We start from the raw sequence: 16706 nt of genomic DNA, 5'->3' as shown, positions 1-16706 counted from the left end.
GGTGCTCGCCCGACACGAACTCGATCTGCGCACGACCTGCTCCACGCGGAGGCCCGCTTGACCGGCCGTGACGAGTGGCGCTGGACCGACGAGCAAGGCGTGCAGCGGCTCGTGCGAACCGACGAGCTGCGGGAAGCCATCGCGACCCGTGTGCTCCCGCCGTCCGTCCTCGTCTGGCGCGAGGGCATGGAAGAGTGGGTCCCCGCCTTCACGGTGCCCGCGTTCGCCGACGTCACGCCCACCGCGCAGGAGCTGATCGCTCCGCTGCACGAGCCCGCCATCGTCGCGCCGCATCGCTTCGGCGGGTCGCTGCCCGAGAAGCGCGGGCAGATGGGCACACTGCTCGGAATCCCGGGCCCGGCCGCGCCACAGAACGGCGCCCAGGGCGTGCCGATCGTCGTGCCCTCGGGCGCAGGCACGGAAGCCGCACCCCCGGGCGCCGCGCCGATCACGCTGCGACCCGAGTACGGCGGCGCGGCGTTCGAAGCCGCCGTTCCCCGAGGCCCGACCGCATCCCCCGAGCCACCGGCCGTCGTTCGACCGCCCCCGCCCGCGGGCCCTCTGCCACCTCCTGTCGCCGAGCCGGCCCCGAAGCGTCCGGCGACGAGCGCGAGTGCAGTCGACGAGCTCTGGGGCGACGTCAACGACGACGAGACGACGAACGTCGGGGATCTCGCTCCGCCTGCTGCAAAGCCGCCGAAAGAGACCACGGCCGCAGCGCTGCCGAAGCCTGCGATGATCGCACCTCGCGCGGCGGAGAGCCCCGCGAAGCCGCCTGCCGCGACGTCTCGATCGAGCCGACCGCCGCCGATCGCCGCGCCCGCCAAGCCCGCTGAGGGCCCGCGTGGGAAGGCCAGCGCGGAGAACACGTCGATCGGCCCCGCGCCGAAGCCCCTTGGCCCCAAGACGTCCGAGTACTCGACGGTGGGTCCGAGCCCGATGCGCGCGCCGTCGAAGGTCCTCACGAAGCCCACGACGGACGCGGCCGCGAAGCCCGCGGTGTCGCCGACGATCCCGCGGCCGGTCGCGGACAAGGGCGCGGACAAGCCCTCGGCGATCCTGAAGCCGTCGGCGCTGCTCAAGCCTGCCCCGGTGCCACGCGCCGGCGCGGCTCCGGGCACGTCGACCACGTCGACCGCAAAACTCTCGCCGAGCACGCCGCCGCCTCCCGCGCCGGTCGATCCGCCGGTCGCGCAAGCGCCGACCGCGCCTTCGGCCGAGCCGCCCGCCGCGGCCGCGCCTCCGCCGCTTGCCCCGACCGAGCCGCCGCCGCCCCTCGTCCCGTCGTCACCCGAGCTCGCGCCCGTGACGGCGCCCTCCCGCGTCGACGAGCTGCCTCCGGCGCCGCCTCCACGCGAGCCGAGCACGACCGCGATCTTGCCGCCCGACTTCACCTCGGGCGCCTACCCTGCCGCGTCCGGCGGATACACCGGCCCGTCGATGGCCGGCGCGGTGAAGCTTCCGCACGAGGTCACGCGGACGATCCGGATCGACAGCTTGCTCGTCGATCCCTCGACCGCGCCGCTGCCCGAAAAAGAAGCGTCCGCGCGGGGTTCGTCCGAAGAGGTTCGCACCTTGCCGTCGGCGGTCGAAGAGAGCCCGCCCGTGGCCCCGAGCCCGCCACCGTACACGTACGCGGAGACGCCGCGTGGACGTGCCGCGCTCGACGCGACGTCGGACGGCATGCGTGCGGTCAAGCCCGAGCAAGCGTCGAGCACGCTGCCGATCAAGGTGATCGCCACGAGCAGCGGCTTGCTCGTGATGATGGTGATCTCGGCCTTCTTCGTGGGTCGTTGCTCGGTCAAGCCGACGGTGGCCGGCGGCGGCGCGCGCGCGGTTCTGGCGAACACGGTCCGCGCGATCCGCGACGCCTTGCCGCAACCGCCGAAGCCTTGCTGGGTGGCGAAGCAGCCCGTGCGCTGGGCGCCCGTCGTCTCGAACAAGATCCCCTTCGAGCTCTTGCCGCTCCCCTCGGGCAACATCTCGATCGGCTACGCGAAGAGCTCGGACGAGGCCGTCGGCATCGAGGTCACGCCGTCGAGCGGCCAGGTGAACGAAGGGTTCGTCGAGAAGGTCAGCGGCGAGATCGATCGCGTCGCGCCAACCGGCACCGACAAGGGCTACTTCGTCGCCGCGAAGGAGTCGTCGGGCACGCTGAAGTCGATCGTGCAGGTGCCCGCGTCCACGCCGTTTTTCCTGGGCGTCGCCGAAGGCAACCTCGCGACGGCCGATCGTGTCGACGCCGCGCCGCAGTCGCTCTGGCCGATCGCGGGATCGGATCCGCTCGACGCCGCGCGCGTGGTGATCACCGACGACAAGGGCTACGCGCTCTCGTTCCGTCGCGACGGCGCCGTCATGGGCGGCTTCATCGGCCCGGATCACAAGCCCATCGGCGAGCTCGTGAAGGTCGCGGGCTCCGGCGGGCAGGTCGGTAAGCCCATGAGCGGATGGAACGGCCGCGAGGTCGCGATCCTCTTCGCCGATCGCGAGACCGAAGGGAGCCCGTGGAAGATCCGGCTCGGCCACGCACAGGCGGGCGCGATCCCGTCGTCGACCCAGGTGATCGAACTGCCGGCCGGAGGCCCTGGCGGCGACGCGTTCGCGCCCGGGATCGCGGGCTTGCCCGATGGGCGATGGGTGCTCATCTGGACCGAGGGATCGGCGGGCGCGCGCGCCGTGCGTGCGCAGACGCTCGGCCCGGACTTCGTTCCCGTGGGTGATCCGATCGCGCTCTCGCCGCCCGCGGGCAACTTCGGTCAGGGCATGGCCGCCGTCGCCGGCGCGTACGTGACCACGGTCTTCCTCCAGAGGGGCAAGTCGAGTTACGAGCTTTGGGGAGGCGTGCTCCAGTGCGGATGAGACTGTCGTCGAGGCGATCGTTCGCGTGGGCCTTCGTCGTGGCTGCGAGCCTGTCCTCGCTTCCCGCTTGCGGGCCGTCGCTGTCGCAGATCGAGCAAGGCAAGGCGATCACCACGAAGGAAGCCGCGCTCGACGACTTCTTCAAATCCGTCGTCGCGCTGCGTGGCGAGGTCGATCGCGCCGAGGGCGATCGCAAGGCCGCGCGCGTCGAGCTCGTGAAGGCCCTCGGCCTCGCGGAGACGGCGGAAGCGAGCGAGGCGCTCGAAGCGGCCGCGAAGAAGGCGAAGACGCTCGACGAGGCGGGCACGGCGCTGCACCTCGAGCTCACGCCCGACGCGAAGCTCATCGTGCTCGTGCAGAAGCGTGGCAAGACGAGCGAGGATCCCGAGGCGCTCGCGAAGGCCGTGGAGCAGTCCGTGAAGGCGTCGCTCGACGTGGCGCGGCGCATGGGCGAGCTCGAACAACGCGCGCGTTTCCTCGACACGAAACGAACGGAGCTTTCCACGACGCCCGCGGCGAAGTCGGGCGACGCCCCGCGCGAGCTCGAGGGCGCGCGGATCGTGCTCGCCGATCTGCGTGGACGCGCGACGACGGAGGCGGGGCTCGCGTCGTCGTTCGTCGTGGGCCTGGCGATGGCGCTGGAGACCGGCGGGGCCGACGCGGCGCTCGCGAAGTTCACCGGCAAGAATCCGCGTCCGCGGCCCGGCGGCGGTGGTGGCGGCGGCGCCGCGCCCGCGGGAGGATCGCCGGCGCCGAAGCCCAAGCCGAGCGACGATTTCGAGCCCTGACATGACGAGACCGAATCCTTCCGTATTCGCCGCGGCGGCTGCGCTCGCGCTCTCGTTCGCGAGCCCCTCCGCAGAGGCGCAGGCGACGCCCCTGCCCGAGTCGATCCCCGTCGGATCCTTCACCTTCCGCCCGTCGTTCGAGCTCCGCGTGCGCGGCGAATTCCGCACCGATCCGTTCGACATCGGCGGCGTGAACTTCACGCGCGGGGCGGTGCTCGAAGACGCGTACGGAACGAACCTGCCGCCGCGCTTCAACGCGCCGACGTACATGACGCCGATCTACACGTCGCAGTGGGCCGCGACGAGCCGCGCGCGGCTCGGGCTCGCCGTGGATCGCGGCCCGGTGACGGCGGCGATCGTGCTGCAGGACGCGCGGCCGATCGCGGGCGCGCCGGGAAGCGGCGTGCTGCAAAGCAGCCAGCTCGGCACGGGTCTCGGCCTCTTCGAGGCGTACCTCGACGTGCACCGCAAGAACCGGCGCGTGTGGTTCCGCCTCGGCCGCCAGCGCGTCGTGTGGGGCGACGGGCGCCTCGTCGGCGAGAGCGATTTCACGCAGCGACCGCGAGCGCTCGACGCCGCGCGGCTCGGTTTGTCCTGGAAGAACATCGATGTCGAGCTGCTCGCCGCGCTCATCGGCTCCTCGCCCTTCGGGGGGCTCGGCACCGTCGGGGCGGCGGGCGGGACGGCCGGCTCGGGATCGGCGGGTGACACGGACACCACGGTGCCCACGACGGTCCGCCCCCAGACGGGCAGCCAGCTCTACGGCGCGCACGCGATCTTCCGCATCTTCCCGCTGCTCGCGATCGACGTCACGGCGCTCGCGCGGATCGTCCGCCCGCCCGCCGCGCTCGATCTCACGCCGAGCGACACGTACGTGTTCGACGCGCGTTTCTCGGGCGACTACCGCGGCGTGCGGTACGCCGTCGAAGGCGCGTACGAGCTCGGCCGCATCTCGAGCTTCGGCGCGAATCGCGATCTCCGCGCCTTCGCGGGCGCCGCGCGCGTCACGTGGGAGACGGCGCTTCCGTGGCACCTCACGTTCGGCGCGGCGGGCGCGTACGCATCCGGCGACAACGGCAGCACCGACACGCTCGCCGTGCAGACGCGCTTCGATCCGATCCTCCCCGAGGAGCGCCCGATGCACGGCCGCATGGGCCTCTACGCGTGGTCGAACGTGATCGAAGCCGGCGCCGACATTGCGGCGCGCCCGACCGACGTGTTCTCGATGAACCTCGGCTACCGCTTCGTTGGCCTCGCCGAGCCGAAGGGCCGCTGGACGAGCGCGTCGCTGATTCCGATCGGCGCCTCGGCCACCAACGAGTCGCACATCCTTGGCCACCAGATCGACGCGACCTTCGGCCTGCGTGTTTGGGATCCGCTCGCGATCGAGGCCTCCTACGGCCTCTTCCTGACCGGCGAGGGCGCGCAGAACATCCTCGAAGCATCGAGCCGCGGCCGCCCCGAGATGCAGCACTTCGCCTATCTCCAGGCCGTGCTGCGCGCTCCTTAAAACCCGCTCCAGCGCCGCTTCGGCCCCGTGTCGACGTGGACGAACCTGTCGCGCCTCCCCGCGTAGGTGCCGAGCCCGCCTTGCCACTTCGCCTGCAGGATCTCGGCAGCGAGCTCCGGCACGGAGAGCCCGTCGACGCGGAAATCGATCGCCATGCCGAGCGTGTGCTGGCTGTGCGACGCCACGTGCCGGCCCTTCTTGCGCATCACCTCGTTGCGCTTGGGGCTCCGGTAGCCGCTCACGATCTCGATCCGTGTGCCCTCGTGTTTCTTCGCGATCGTACGAAGAAGATCGAGCAGCCGCGGATCGATCCGTGTCTCCTGCTCGTATCCGTGATCCGCGAGGAACGTGGAGAAGCGCTCGATCGTGGGTTCGTCTTCGGTGAGCGCGAGCGTCTCTTGCGTGTGACCGTGCACGATCGTCGCGAGCGGCTTCTTCGCGTGAGCGGCGTTCGCCGCGGGATCGGCGGGGCTTGGATCGCTCGATGGCGCAAGCGCCGCCGCCGCGTCGATCACGGAGGCGGCGGTGCTTCTGCGTGGGGGAGGAAGGGGAGCTTCGGAGAGCGGGGAGGGGACGGGCAGGGCGAACGCCGCGGCGACGAGGGCCGGGATCGCCCTGCTTTTCACGTGCTCGGAGCGGGCTTCGGCGCGCCGAAGATGCTCGCCGCGCGGCGCTTCTCCTTCGCGGCGCGCTCGCGGTCGGCGTAGGTCGGGATGACGACCTTCTGCCGCTCGGGCAGCTCGCGCCCGGCCACGATCGCGTCGACCTCCTCGGCGTCGAGCGTCTCGCGCTCGAGCAGCGCGTTCGCCAGCTTGTCGAGCGCCTCGCGGTGCTCCTCGAGCAGGCGGCGCGCCTCGGCGTGGCCGTCGAACACGAACTTGCGGACCTCGTCGTCGATCTGATTCGCGACCGTCTCCGAGTAGTCGCGGCGCTGGCTCGTGAAGTCGCGGCCGAGGAACACGCTCTCCTCGTTCGCGGCGTACGAGATCGGGCCGATGACGTCGCTCATGCCGAACTCGGTCACCATGCGGCGCGCGAGGTTCGACGCTTGCTTGATGTCGTTGCCCGCGCCCGTCGTGAACTGACCGAACACGATCTCCTCGGCGACGCGGCCGCCCATCAGCACCGCCAGGCGCGCCTTCGCGAAGTCGCGCGACATGCTCAGGCGGTCTTCCTTCGGGAGCTGCTGCGTGATGCCGAGCGCCGGGCCGCGCGGGATGATCGTCACCTTGTGCACGGGGTCGGCGTTCTTCTCGAGCAGCTTCGCCACGAGCGCGTGACCGGCTTCGTGCCACGCCGTCGTCTTCCGCTCCTCCTCGCTGATCACCATGCTGCGACGCTCGGTGCCCATGAGGACCTTGTCCTTGGCCATCTCGAAGTCGACCATCGAGACGAGGTCCTTGTCCTGACGCGCGGCGAGCAGCGCGGCCTCGTTGACGAGGTTCTCGAGGTCGGCCCCGACGAACCCGGGCGTGCCGCGGGCGATGATGTCGAGGTCGACGTCCGGACCGAGCGGCACCTTCTTCGTGTGCACGCGGAGGATGCCCTCGCGGCCGCGCACGTCGGGGCGGTTCACCACGATGCGCCGATCGAAGCGTCCGGGCCGCAGGATCGCGGGATCGAGGACGTCCGGCCGGTTCGTCGCGGCGATGATGATCACGCCCTCGTTCGACTCGAAGCCGTCCATCTCGACGAGGAGCTGGTTCAGCGTCTGCTCACGCTCGTCGTGCCCGCCGCCGAGGCCCGCGCCGCGGTGCCGGCCGACGGCATCGATCTCGTCGATGAAGATGATGCAGGGCGCGTGCTTCTTGCCCTGCTCGAAGAGATCGCGCACGCGGCTCGCGCCGACGCCCACGAACATCTCGACGAAGTCCGAGCCCGAGATCGAGAAGAACGGCACGCCCGCCTCGCCCGCGATCGCCTTCGCGAGCAGCGTCTTGCCCGTGCCGGGCGGGCCCATCATGAGCACGCCCTTGGGGATGCGGCCGCCGAGCTTCTGGAACTTCTTCGGATCCTTGAGGAACGCGATGATCTCTTCGAGCTCGTCCTTCGCCTCGTCGATGCCGGCGACGTCGGCGAACGTCACCTTGTTCTGCGACTCCGAGAGCAGCCGCGCGCGCGATTTGCCGAAGCTCATCGCCTTGCCGCCGCCCGCCTGGAGCTGCCGCATGAACAGGTAAAACATGACGAGGAGGAAGACCATCGGCAGGATGGTCACGAGCGCGCCCGACCAGAATGGCGAGGCGTCCTCCTTCTCGAAGGTGACGGCGACCTTGTTGTCGACCAGCGTCTTCGTGATCTCGTCGGCGTTGTCCGGGCCGATCGTGACCTTTTTGACCTTCGAGTTGCTCTTCGGGTCCTTCACCCAGAACGTGTATTCACGATCCTTGATCGAGACGGAGTCGACGTGCGGGTCCTTCTCTCGATCGGCCCGAACCTGGCTCATGAACTCGCTGAACGAGACCTGCGTTGCGGGCGGGCGATCTGGGCTCAGGAACTGCCAGATCACGAGGAACATCATGATCAGCAGGACCCAAAGCAGGAGCGTCTTGTGCGATTGCTTCACGAGGATCCTCGGGTTGCCCGACCCGATCTCCTCGGGACGAGCAGACTGCGTCCAAATGTAACGCTTCTTTGCACCAGCATGCCACGCGGTGGCATGCCCGTCGATGGAAGCCAAGCCGCGCCGTCCATTCGGGAAGGACGCGGCTCGATCATTTCTTTTCGTTAAGGACGATCTTCCCCGCTGGGAAGGTCACGTCGAGCTCCCGCCCTCCCTTCATACGAATCTTCACAATCCGAGAGCCCTTTTTCTGCGCTCGCTCGATCGTCGTCCGTTGTGCCCGGCCGAGCCCGCTCATCGGGTCCTCCGCGGGACAGACGTCGTGCAGCATGTCCGCGAGGGCACAGAGATGGTCGATGATCCGTGGTGAAAGCTCCTCCAAGAGCGGGATCAGCTCGCGGCGCACCCGGACACGCGTGAAGCGAGGGTCGAGGTTCGAAGGGTCGCGGGCGTGGGCGATCGCGTGGCGATCGAGGTGGAGCAGGACGTCGGACCGGCGCGCGCAGACGAGCGGACGCACGAGGTCTCGCGGGCTTTCGCCGCTGCTCGGCGGCACGGGCGCAGGCGCGCGCGGTTCGAGCACGGCGAGACCACGCGGCCCCGCGCCGCGTAACAAGCGAAGGAGCACGGTCTCGGCCTTGTCGTCGGCCGTGTGTCCCGTGGCGATCACGGCGGCGCCACGCCGCGCTGCAGCGTCCTGCAACGCCCGATGACGCGCTTCACGCGCCCGCGCCTGGAGGTTGCCCCCGGGCTCGACCTCGAGACGCGTCACCTCGAAAGGAACACCGAGCTTGTCCGCGAGCTCGGCCGCGAGCGCGAGCTCGTTTGCCGCTTCGGGGCGCAATCCATGGTCGACGCCGTGCCCGATCACCTCGTGGCCGATCGTGCGTCGGAGCAGCGCGAGCACGTGCAGGAGCGCCGTCGAGTCGGGGCCGCCCGAGCAGGCGACGAGCACGCGATCGCCGCGATCGAAGAGCGCTTCGTCGCGGATCGTGCGCTCGGCGAGGCGCCGTAACGAAGGCGGGTGCGAGGACTTGGTCAACGGAGCTCGAAGGCCTTGCAGAAGACGACCTCGTCACGCGCGTCGAGATCGGGCTCTTGGTGCATCACGTGCGGGTATCCGAGCGAGCAACGATCGGCTTCCGGATCGTACTGCGCGCAGTCGCCGCACGTGAACACGAGGCGAAAGCGGCGCGCCTCCTGCCGGAGCCGTTCGTCGACGCGGTGGATCATCCGGCGAGAGCGTAGCGCACGCGAGCGCTCAGCGCGCGCCGCGACGACGCACGAGGCGGGCCACGGTCTCGACGTGGCTCGTCTGCGGGAAGAGCTCGACCGTCTCGAGGTGCGTGAGCTCGAAACCCGCGCGCACGAGCACGCCGAGGTCACGCGCGAGCGTGGCCGGATCACACGCGACGTAGACGACCCGATGCACGCGCGAGGCCGCGATCGCAGCCGTCGCGCCCTCCGCGCCAGCGCGCGGCGGATCGAGCACGACGACCTCGACGCGCGGCGGAATCGGGTAAGCGTCCGCGTCCGCGACGACGACCTTGCCCGGAAGATCCCGCGCCGCAAGGTTTTCCCGCGCCGAACGCGCAGCTCCCTCGTCCGACTCGACCGCGACGAACGACGCGGCTCCACGCGCGAGCAGGATCGAGAGCGTGCCGCTGCCCGCGAAAAGCTCGAGCACGTGCCCGTTCGCCTTTTCGTCCGCGCCTTCCCGCGGCGCGTCCACCTCCGCGCGAGCGAGCTCCGCGGCGCGACGCGCGAGCAGCGTTGCGCCACGATCCGAGCTCTGCGCGAACGATCCCGCCGCGACGACGAGCGGCGCGCCGTCCGCGCCTTCGAGCACCGGCCGCGGATCCCCGAACACGGCCGGCGTCTTCGCGCCTTCCATGCGTACACGCGCGCCGGCCCACGCGCCCTCCGCGACGCGTCGATCGAGCGCCGCCCACGCCGCAGGCGCGATCTCGCCGCGCCACGTGGCATCGACGACGAGCCGCCCGCCCGCGCCTCGCGCGATCTGCACGTCGCCTTCGCCCGACGAACCCGCGAGCACGGTCGGGATCTCGTCGAGCGCGCCCGCGATCGACGGCGCGAGCACGATACAAGCCGGTGTCGCGACGAGCGCGTGCGAGCCCGGCGCGCGATACCCGATCCGCACCCGCCCTCGCTCGCCGCGCACGTAGAGCCGCGCGCGCGTGCGATAGCCGAGCGGCTCGGGCGCGCTGTGCACCTGGATCGCGGGCGGCGTCTCGCCCGTCGCGTGCGCGACCGCGCTCCGCACGATTTCCGCGTGCGCCGTTTCCTGCGCGTGCTGCGACAGATGCATGAAGTCGCAGCCGCCGCATGCATCCGCATACAGGCACGCGGGCTCCACGCGATCGGGGCTCGCCTCGATCACCCGCAGGAGCCGCCCTCGCGCGGGGCGCGTGTTCCTGTCGACCTCGGCCTCCACGCGCTCGCCCGGCGCCGTGCCCGGCACGAACACGGCCGTGCGATCGGCGAGTCGAGCCACGCCCGCTCCACCTGCGGCGAGGTTCTCGATGTGCAGGATCTCCGGGCGAGGCGCTTGCTTCGGCCTCGACGGTTTGTCCCTGCGGTCCGGCTTTCCAGCGGGACGCGTTCCTTGCGGCATCGAGGGAGACTACGTCACGACGAACGCACGTGCACCGCCCGCCCCGCCAGAAGGGCGAGCGGCCACGTTCGTCACTTCATCGACACGCGTTGCGCCGTCACCTGACCGGACACGACGATGACCGAGATGACCTTCGTCATGTCGCCCTTCTTGAGCGTGACCCGGTGCGAGCCCGGCTTGACCGAGAGGTGCACGATCGGCGAGGGGCCGAGCGAACGACCGTTGTCGAGCACGTCGTCGCAGAACGGGTTGCACACGATCGTCAGGAAGCCCGGCTCGCCGGACGCGGCCGCCGCGCTCGCCGTGGCCGTCGGCGCGGCCGCAGGCGTGGTCGCGGCCGTCTTCGCGGTGGCCGGCGCGTTCCCAGGCGCGGGGCCCGGCGCGGGCGTGGGCGCGGCCGTCTCCGTCGGCGCGGCCGCGGCCGTTTCGGTCGGCGCGGGCGCGGGCGCAGGAGCCGGTGCTGGCGCGGGTACGGCGACCGTGCTCGGGATCGCCGGCGCCTCGGGGACGGCCGTTCCCTGCGGCTGCGCCGTTCCCTGCGGCTGCTTCAGCTTGAAATACACGAGCACGCCGATGCCGATCACGCTGAGCGCGACGAGCGCGACCACCAGGACGAACACGCCCGTGTTGCGCTTCGGCCCGCCTTGCTGACGAGCCGCCTCCTGCTGCGCCATCCAGAGCGCGGCGGGATCGGGGCGCGGCAGCGACATCGCGGTCTCGATCTGCGACTGCGCGACGCGCTGGCCGTATTGCTGCGGCACGTGCACGTTCGGGTTGCTGATCGGATATTGCGGCTGCGGCTGCCCGTACTGCGGTTGCGGCGGCTGCTGCCCGAAGCCGAAGCCCGGCTGCTGCGGCGCCATCGCCCCGTTGAAGCCCGGCTGCTGCGGCGCGGGATAACCGCCGAATCCAGGCTGCTGCGGCGCGCCAAACCCTGGCCGCGGCGGCCCGGGATCCGGGATCTTCGAGTTTGCCGGGAGCGCGATCGTCGCGTTCAGATCGTCCGCGTCGCCCGGATATCCGCCGTTCGGCAGCGCCGCGGTGCGCTCGTTCTGCCCCGGACCGGGCATGCCCGCCGCGGGGAGCGGCGTCGTGAGCTGCGGCCTATGCTGCGCCTGCGGCATGCCCGGACGACCCGCGCTCGGCAGCGGTCCCCCCTGGGATTTTTCGAGGTGCTCGCGCGTCGCCACCGTGGTCGGCACGTCCTCGTCGTCGTCCATGAGCGACGTGGCGGCCATCTGCTGCGATGCGGATCGATCCTCGGGCGGCGGCATCGCCGCGGGCGCGCGGTTCGCGATCGGCTGCGCTGCCGACTTCGACGGCGCCGTCCCGCTCGCGCGGCCGCGGCGATCGTCGTCCTCGTCCTCCAGCAGCGGATCATCGTTCAGGCCGCCCTGCGCGCGGAGCTGATCGACGTTGACCGTCGACGTCACCTCCGCGGCCCACGCGAGATGCGCCTCGCGCTTGGCGATGCGATCGGTGAAGACATGCCGGACGAACTGCGCGACCTCCTCGGGTCCGACGAACGCTCCGCTCTGGTTCAGGTAGACCTGCAGGGCGCGGGAGAACTCGCGGGCCGTCTGGTAGCGGTCCTTCTTGTTCTTCGCGAGCGCCTTCATGACGACCGCTTCGAGCCCCTGCGGATAGCCGCGCACGATCGTCGAGGGCAGCGGCACCACGCAGGCCTGCACCTTCTCGAGCGTGTCGAGATCGGTGTCCATGCGGAAGAGGCGCTGGTTCGTGGTCAGCTCCCAGAGCACGACGCCGAGCGCGAAGATGTCCGTCGTGCGATCGACGTCCGCGCCGCGCACCTGCTCGGGCGACATGTACGCGAGTTTGCCCTTGAGCGTGCCCGCGCGGGTCGACGCGAGCCGATCGGCGACCTTCGCGATGCCGAAATCGACGACCTTCGTGTAGCCGTCGTACGTGACGAACAGGTTGTGCGGCGTCACGTCGCGGTGGACGAGCCCGAGGAGCTGGCCGTTCTTGCCGCGCAGCTCGTGCGCCGCGTGGAGGCCCTCGGCCGCGTCGGCGCAGATGCGCGCCGCGAGCTCGGGGCTGATGTTCATCCGCTTCTCCTCGGCCCGCCGCATGACCTCGCGCAGCGGCTCGCCGTGGAGGTACTCCATCGCGATCCAGTACGTGTTGTCGTCTTTGCCGAGATCGAAGACCTGCGCGACGTTCGCGTGGTTGATGCCGGCCGCGATGCGGGCTTCGTCGAGGAACATGTCGACGAACTGATCGTCCTCGACGAGGTGCGGGTGGATGCGCTTGATCGCGACCCACTTCTGGAAGCCGCCGGGGCCGTCCATGCGCGCCAGATGCACGCTCGCCATGCCTCCGACGCCGATCTCGTCGACGACGCGGTATCGTCCGAGGAAGAAGGTCCCAGGCGGCTGCTGCTTTTCCGGTTCCTTCGGGCGGGGACCGGACGAGGAGGCGGGCGCGCTCCTGTTGTTCGCCGGTGCCGGACCGCCCGGTCGCGAAGCAGCGGGTCGAGGCGGAGGTTGAGCCATGACGCGTTGATTGAATCCTACCGCGAAAACGATTCCACTTTCCATGCGCGGGAGAGAGCGCATGGACGCTTCCGGATGTTCAGCGGGCGAGCATGCTCCCCTTGGGCCAGAGGTAGGGAGCCTACCGAAGCGCCGCGAACTTCAGGGGAAGGGCTGTCCGGGCTGTCCGCGCTCGAAGTAGAAGCGGAAGAAACCCGTCACACGCGATTGCAGTTCCTTCGGGATCTCGTTCGCGGGCGCGTCCACGGGAGCGTCGCGCGGATCACCCATCCACACGTCGAACTCGGCGTCCGTGTACTTCTCCGCGGCCTCGGCCTCGTTCGGGTCCCCGCTGAACAGCGAATGAAACGTGATCGAGCCATCCACGGCATAGAGGATCACGTTCTGGTTGTGGCAAGAGCGCTGGAGGTAGAGCGCGACGTGAATCGCCGGCTGATCCGCGGGCGGCGGCGTCGGGAAATCCGAGCCCGGAGGCAAGACGCCCGGCGAGAGCGTCACGTCGAGCGGCTTGCCGATGAGCTCCTCCCGCACCTGGCTCACGTCCTCGACGAGCACCGCGAGCCCGTCCGACACCTCTTGCAGATCGGTCCCGCGCTGCACGCGCATCTGAAGCGTCGAGCGGTACGGCACCGCCGCGAAGAAGTCCGGGCGCAGATCGTAGGCGTCGAACCAGCAATCCTTCGCGACGAGCGCGTCGCTCTTGACCTCGCCTTCGCCCTGCCCGAGCGAACAACCCATCGCGCCGAGCGCGAGCAGCGACGCGACCGCGAGGCAAAGACGCGCGCTCATGCCGCGCCTCCCGCGCTCGCGTGGATCGCGGCCTTGATCGTGGCCCCGCCGCAGACACGATCGCCGTCGTACGCGACCGCCACCTGCCCGGGCGAGACGGCCTTCACCGGCGTATGGAAGCGCGCGACGAGCACTTCGCCCCGCTCCGGATCCTGCACGCGCTCGATCGTCGCGCGTTCACCCTCGTGACGCGCGCGCACGCGCACGTCGGCTTCGAGCGGGAACGCCACGTCGTCGCTCCACGCGCCCGCTTCGAGCAGCGCGCCCGTCGCGAGCAGCGCGTCCTCGCCGCCGAGACGCACCGCGCCGGAGTCCGCGTCGATCCCCACGACGAACGCAGGCCGACCGAGCGCCACGCCGATGCCCTTGCGCTGGCCGATCGTGAACCGATGCACGCCCTCGTGGTGCCCGACCGTGCGCCCCCGCTCGTCGACGATCGGGCCCGGACGAACCCGCTCGCGCCCCGCCCGGTTCTCGACGAACGCGCCGTAGCCGCCGGCCGGGACGAAACAAAGCTCCTGGCTCTCGCCCTTGTCCGCGCGCGGGATCCGCCGCGCGTGCGCCTCGGCGCGCACCTCTTCCTTCGTCGCGTCCCCGAGCGGCAGGACGAGCTTCCGCAGCTCGTCCTCGCGCAACATGTGCAGGAAGTAGCTCTGATCCTTGACGCGATCCTTGCCCCGATAGAGCCGCCCGCGTCCGTCCGCGCCGATCTCCGTCCGCGCGTAGTGGCCGGTCGCGATGAACGACGCGCCGAGCCGCTCCGCGAGCGGGAAGAGCTCGCGCATCTTCACCGAGCGGTTGCAGGCGACGCAGGGGCTCGGCGTCTCGCCGTCGAGGTACGCGTCGACGAACGGATCGACCACGTGCGCCCGGAAGAGCTCCCGCCGGTCGAACGTGTAGTGCGGGATGCCCAGGTGATCCGCCGAGCGCCGGGCGTCGTGTTGATCCTCGGGCGCGCAGCAACGACCCCGCTCGCTCCGGTCGTCGGGGTAGTCCCAGAGGTGGAGTGTCACCCCGATGACGTCGTAGCCGGCGTCGCAGAGGCGCGCCGCCGCCACGGAGGAGTCGACCCCGCCGCTCATGGCGACCACGATCCGCGTTCCTTTCGTCACGGAGCCCAGCTTAGCGCCGAAAACCCCGCCGCGCGCGGCCGAATCCCTTCGGCCGGCCGGGCCGAGACGTGGGCTCCCGCGCCCCCGAGACGAAACCGACCGGGCGGACCCCTTGCGACTTGGCCCCCCGGCGAGCGCACGTGATACGGTTTCGCCAATGCCCCGAGGGCTCGTGCTCGTGATCGAAGACGACGAGTGGGTCAGCAGCCTGCTCTCGGGCGCGATCCGTGACGCCGGCTACGACGTCATCGTCTGCAACACCGCGCAAGCTGGGCTCGATACGGCCTGCGATCGCGAGCCGGACTGCATCATCTGCGACATCGATCTGCCCGACAACGACGGCTACTGGGTCGCGCGAAACGTGCGCACGCAGCCGTCGCGTGTGTCGGTGACGCCGTTCCTCTTCCTCTCCGCCCTCGACGATCAAGAGGCGCGGCTCGAAGGGTTTCACGTCGGCGCCGATGCGTACATGACGAAGCCCTTCCGCGTCGACGAGGTCGTCGCGCAGGTCGGCGCGCTCGTGCAGATGGCGTGGCGTCTGCGGCAACGTCGCAACTCGCTCGTCTCCGTGCCTCCCTCGTCCGCGACCGAGACGACGGCGATCCAGGGCGATCTCAGTCAGATGTCGATCGCCACCGTGCTCACGGTGCTCGAGCTCGAGCGTCGCACGGGCATCGTCGAGGTCATCAGCAAGAAGCGCAAGGTGCAGCTCGACGTCGCCTCCGGCTTCATCGTGACCGGCACCATCGGCGGCACGACGACCGATGCGATCACGATCCTGCGCAACATCCTCGGCTGGAAGGTCGGTCGGTTCTCGTTCGTCCCGCAGCCCGATCGTCCGCCGACCGGAAGCGCGCAGCCGATCGGTCACCTCTTGCTCGAAGCCGTGCGTCTCGAAGACGAGAGCATCCACAACGGCGAGCAACCTCGTTCGAGTAGCAACGCGCCCTCCACGCGCCTCTCCGCGCCCGCGATGGGCGGGCCTCCGTCGCGTCGCACCGATCTCGGTCCTCCTTCGTCGAAGGCGATCGCCGAGCCGCCGAAGCCGATCAAAGCCGCCGCTGCGCCGGCCGCGCACGACGACGACAACGATCGGAAGGCCTACTACGACTGGGCCGACTTCGGCATGGACGAGCCCGTGGCGCCGCCGCAAAGCGGAGGCCGCGCGGAAGCCGCGCCGGGCTCGCAGGAGCTCGTGCCCGAGTCCGCATACGGCGACGAAGCGCAGCTCGTCGACGAGCCCGAGCAGCTCACCGAGCTCGCCGCTGAAGCGCTCGACGAGGTCGATGTGTCGCCCGCGTCCGAGTACCAGCTCGAAGAGGAAGATCTCGACGGCGCGCCGGCGTATCGCCCGAACTGGGGCACCGCGCCAAGGCAGCAACCCGGCGCGAGACCCGCGCCCGCAGGCGGTGCGCAGCGGCCGGCGGGAACGTACGCAGCGGGACCGGTTCGTCCGGGCGCCATGGCGCCACGATCGCCCCATCAGCCTCCGCCGCGCCTCACGCCGGCCGGTCGACCTGCGGTCTCCCCGGCTTTGCCCGGTCCGCCGCCGCGTCAGCCCGTACCGACGCGGACCGCGGGCGGTTTGCCCGGACCACCGCCTCGCGCGGCGGGCGGTGCGACGCGGCTGCCCGGTCCGCCGCCGCGACAACCACTCGCGCCAGCTCGTGCGAGCGGCGAGTACACGCGCCCGTCGTTCCCCGGCCCCGCGCCCGCGGCGCGCCCGCCGGCCCCGCACGGCCATTCGAAGAGCACGCCGCCACCGCTGCCGAACCCGGGCACGGGCCCGGTGCCGCGCTCGCCCACGCCGCCGCCGCGGCAAGCCGTGCAGACGCGACCCGATCTCACCGAGAGCGGCGTTCGTCCGGCGCCCCCGCCGCTGCCGCCGCGTCAGACAGGTCCGGTCAACGACAAGAAGCGCTGAGCGCGTTCAC

Annotated in this window: 12 protein-coding genes; 4 read left to right on the top strand and 8 right to left on the bottom strand. The window is 70.8% G+C overall.

Features of this window, described 5'->3' with window-relative positions; genetic code table 11:
- Window positions 1-57: 57 nt before the first annotated feature.
- Genes KEG57_RS01115 through KEG57_RS01105 form a run of 3 tightly spaced genes read left to right on the top strand, consistent with a single transcriptional unit; the run spans window position 58 to window position 5157 of the window.
- Complete coding sequence (locus tag KEG57_RS01115; protein WP_272418518.1) at window positions 58-2859, top strand: GYF domain-containing protein; 2802 nt, start codon at window positions 58-60, stop codon at window positions 2857-2859.
- A complete protein-coding gene (locus KEG57_RS01110) occupies window positions 2856-3647 on the top strand; it encodes a hypothetical protein (protein WP_272418519.1) in 792 nt (263 codons plus the stop codon). Before KEG57_RS01115 ends, KEG57_RS01110 begins: the two co-directional genes overlap by 4 nt.
- A 1-nt stretch (window position 3648) precedes the next feature.
- Window positions 3649-5157 (top strand): alginate export family protein, encoded by a 1509-nt coding sequence (locus KEG57_RS01105; protein WP_272418520.1) that lies wholly within the window; start codon window positions 3649-3651, stop codon window positions 5155-5157.
- Here KEG57_RS01105 and KEG57_RS01100 read toward each other — a convergent pair.
- From KEG57_RS01100 to mnmA, 8 genes are all read right to left on the bottom strand, one after another.
- Window positions 5154-5783 (bottom strand): YcbK family protein, encoded by a 630-nt coding sequence (locus KEG57_RS01100; RefSeq protein ID WP_272418521.1) that lies wholly within the window; start codon window positions 5781-5783, stop codon window positions 5154-5156. The genes KEG57_RS01105 and KEG57_RS01100 overlap by 4 nt on opposite strands.
- A complete protein-coding gene (gene ftsH, locus KEG57_RS01095; protein ID WP_272418522.1) occupies window positions 5780-7723 on the bottom strand; it encodes an ATP-dependent zinc metalloprotease FtsH in 1944 nt (647 codons plus the stop codon). Before ftsH ends, KEG57_RS01100 begins: the two co-directional genes overlap by 4 nt.
- 148 nt (window positions 7724-7871) lie before the next feature.
- Window positions 7872-8762 (bottom strand): tRNA lysidine(34) synthetase TilS, encoded by an 891-nt coding sequence (tilS, locus tag KEG57_RS01090; protein ID WP_272418523.1) that lies wholly within the window; start codon window positions 8760-8762, stop codon window positions 7872-7874.
- Window positions 8759-8953 (bottom strand): hypothetical protein, encoded by a 195-nt coding sequence (locus KEG57_RS01085; protein WP_272418524.1) that lies wholly within the window; start codon window positions 8951-8953, stop codon window positions 8759-8761. The genes tilS and KEG57_RS01085 overlap by 4 nt, the downstream gene beginning before the upstream one ends.
- A gap of 28 nt (window positions 8954-8981) precedes the next feature.
- A complete protein-coding gene (locus tag KEG57_RS01080; RefSeq protein ID WP_272418525.1) occupies window positions 8982-10355 on the bottom strand; it encodes a class I SAM-dependent RNA methyltransferase in 1374 nt (457 codons plus the stop codon).
- A 71-nt stretch (window positions 10356-10426) separates the two neighbouring features.
- Entirely contained in the window at window positions 10427-12871 is a 2445-nt protein-coding gene (locus tag KEG57_RS01075) for a serine/threonine protein kinase (protein ID WP_272418526.1), read from the bottom strand.
- 141 nt (window positions 12872-13012) lie between these two features.
- The gene (locus KEG57_RS01070; protein WP_272418527.1) at window positions 13013-13660 is read right to left on the bottom strand and encodes a hypothetical protein; all 648 of its coding nucleotides are present in this window, start codon (window positions 13658-13660) and stop codon (window positions 13013-13015) included.
- Window positions 13657-14772, bottom strand: a complete 1116-nt coding sequence (gene mnmA, locus KEG57_RS01065) for a tRNA 2-thiouridine(34) synthase MnmA (protein ID WP_272418528.1) — start codon at window positions 14770-14772, stop codon at window positions 13657-13659. Before mnmA ends, KEG57_RS01070 begins: the two co-directional genes overlap by 4 nt.
- A gap of 157 nt (window positions 14773-14929) precedes the next feature.
- Here mnmA and KEG57_RS01060 point away from each other — a divergent pair, with 157 nt between their 5' ends.
- Window positions 14930-16696: a response regulator gene (locus tag KEG57_RS01060; protein ID WP_272418529.1), complete on the top strand. Its 1767-nt coding sequence runs from the start codon at window positions 14930-14932 to the stop codon at window positions 16694-16696.
- Window positions 16697-16706 lie beyond the last annotated feature (10 nt).

Source organism: Polyangium jinanense (genome assembly GCF_028435365.1).
This window is presented reverse-complemented; position numbering and strand designations above follow the sequence as displayed.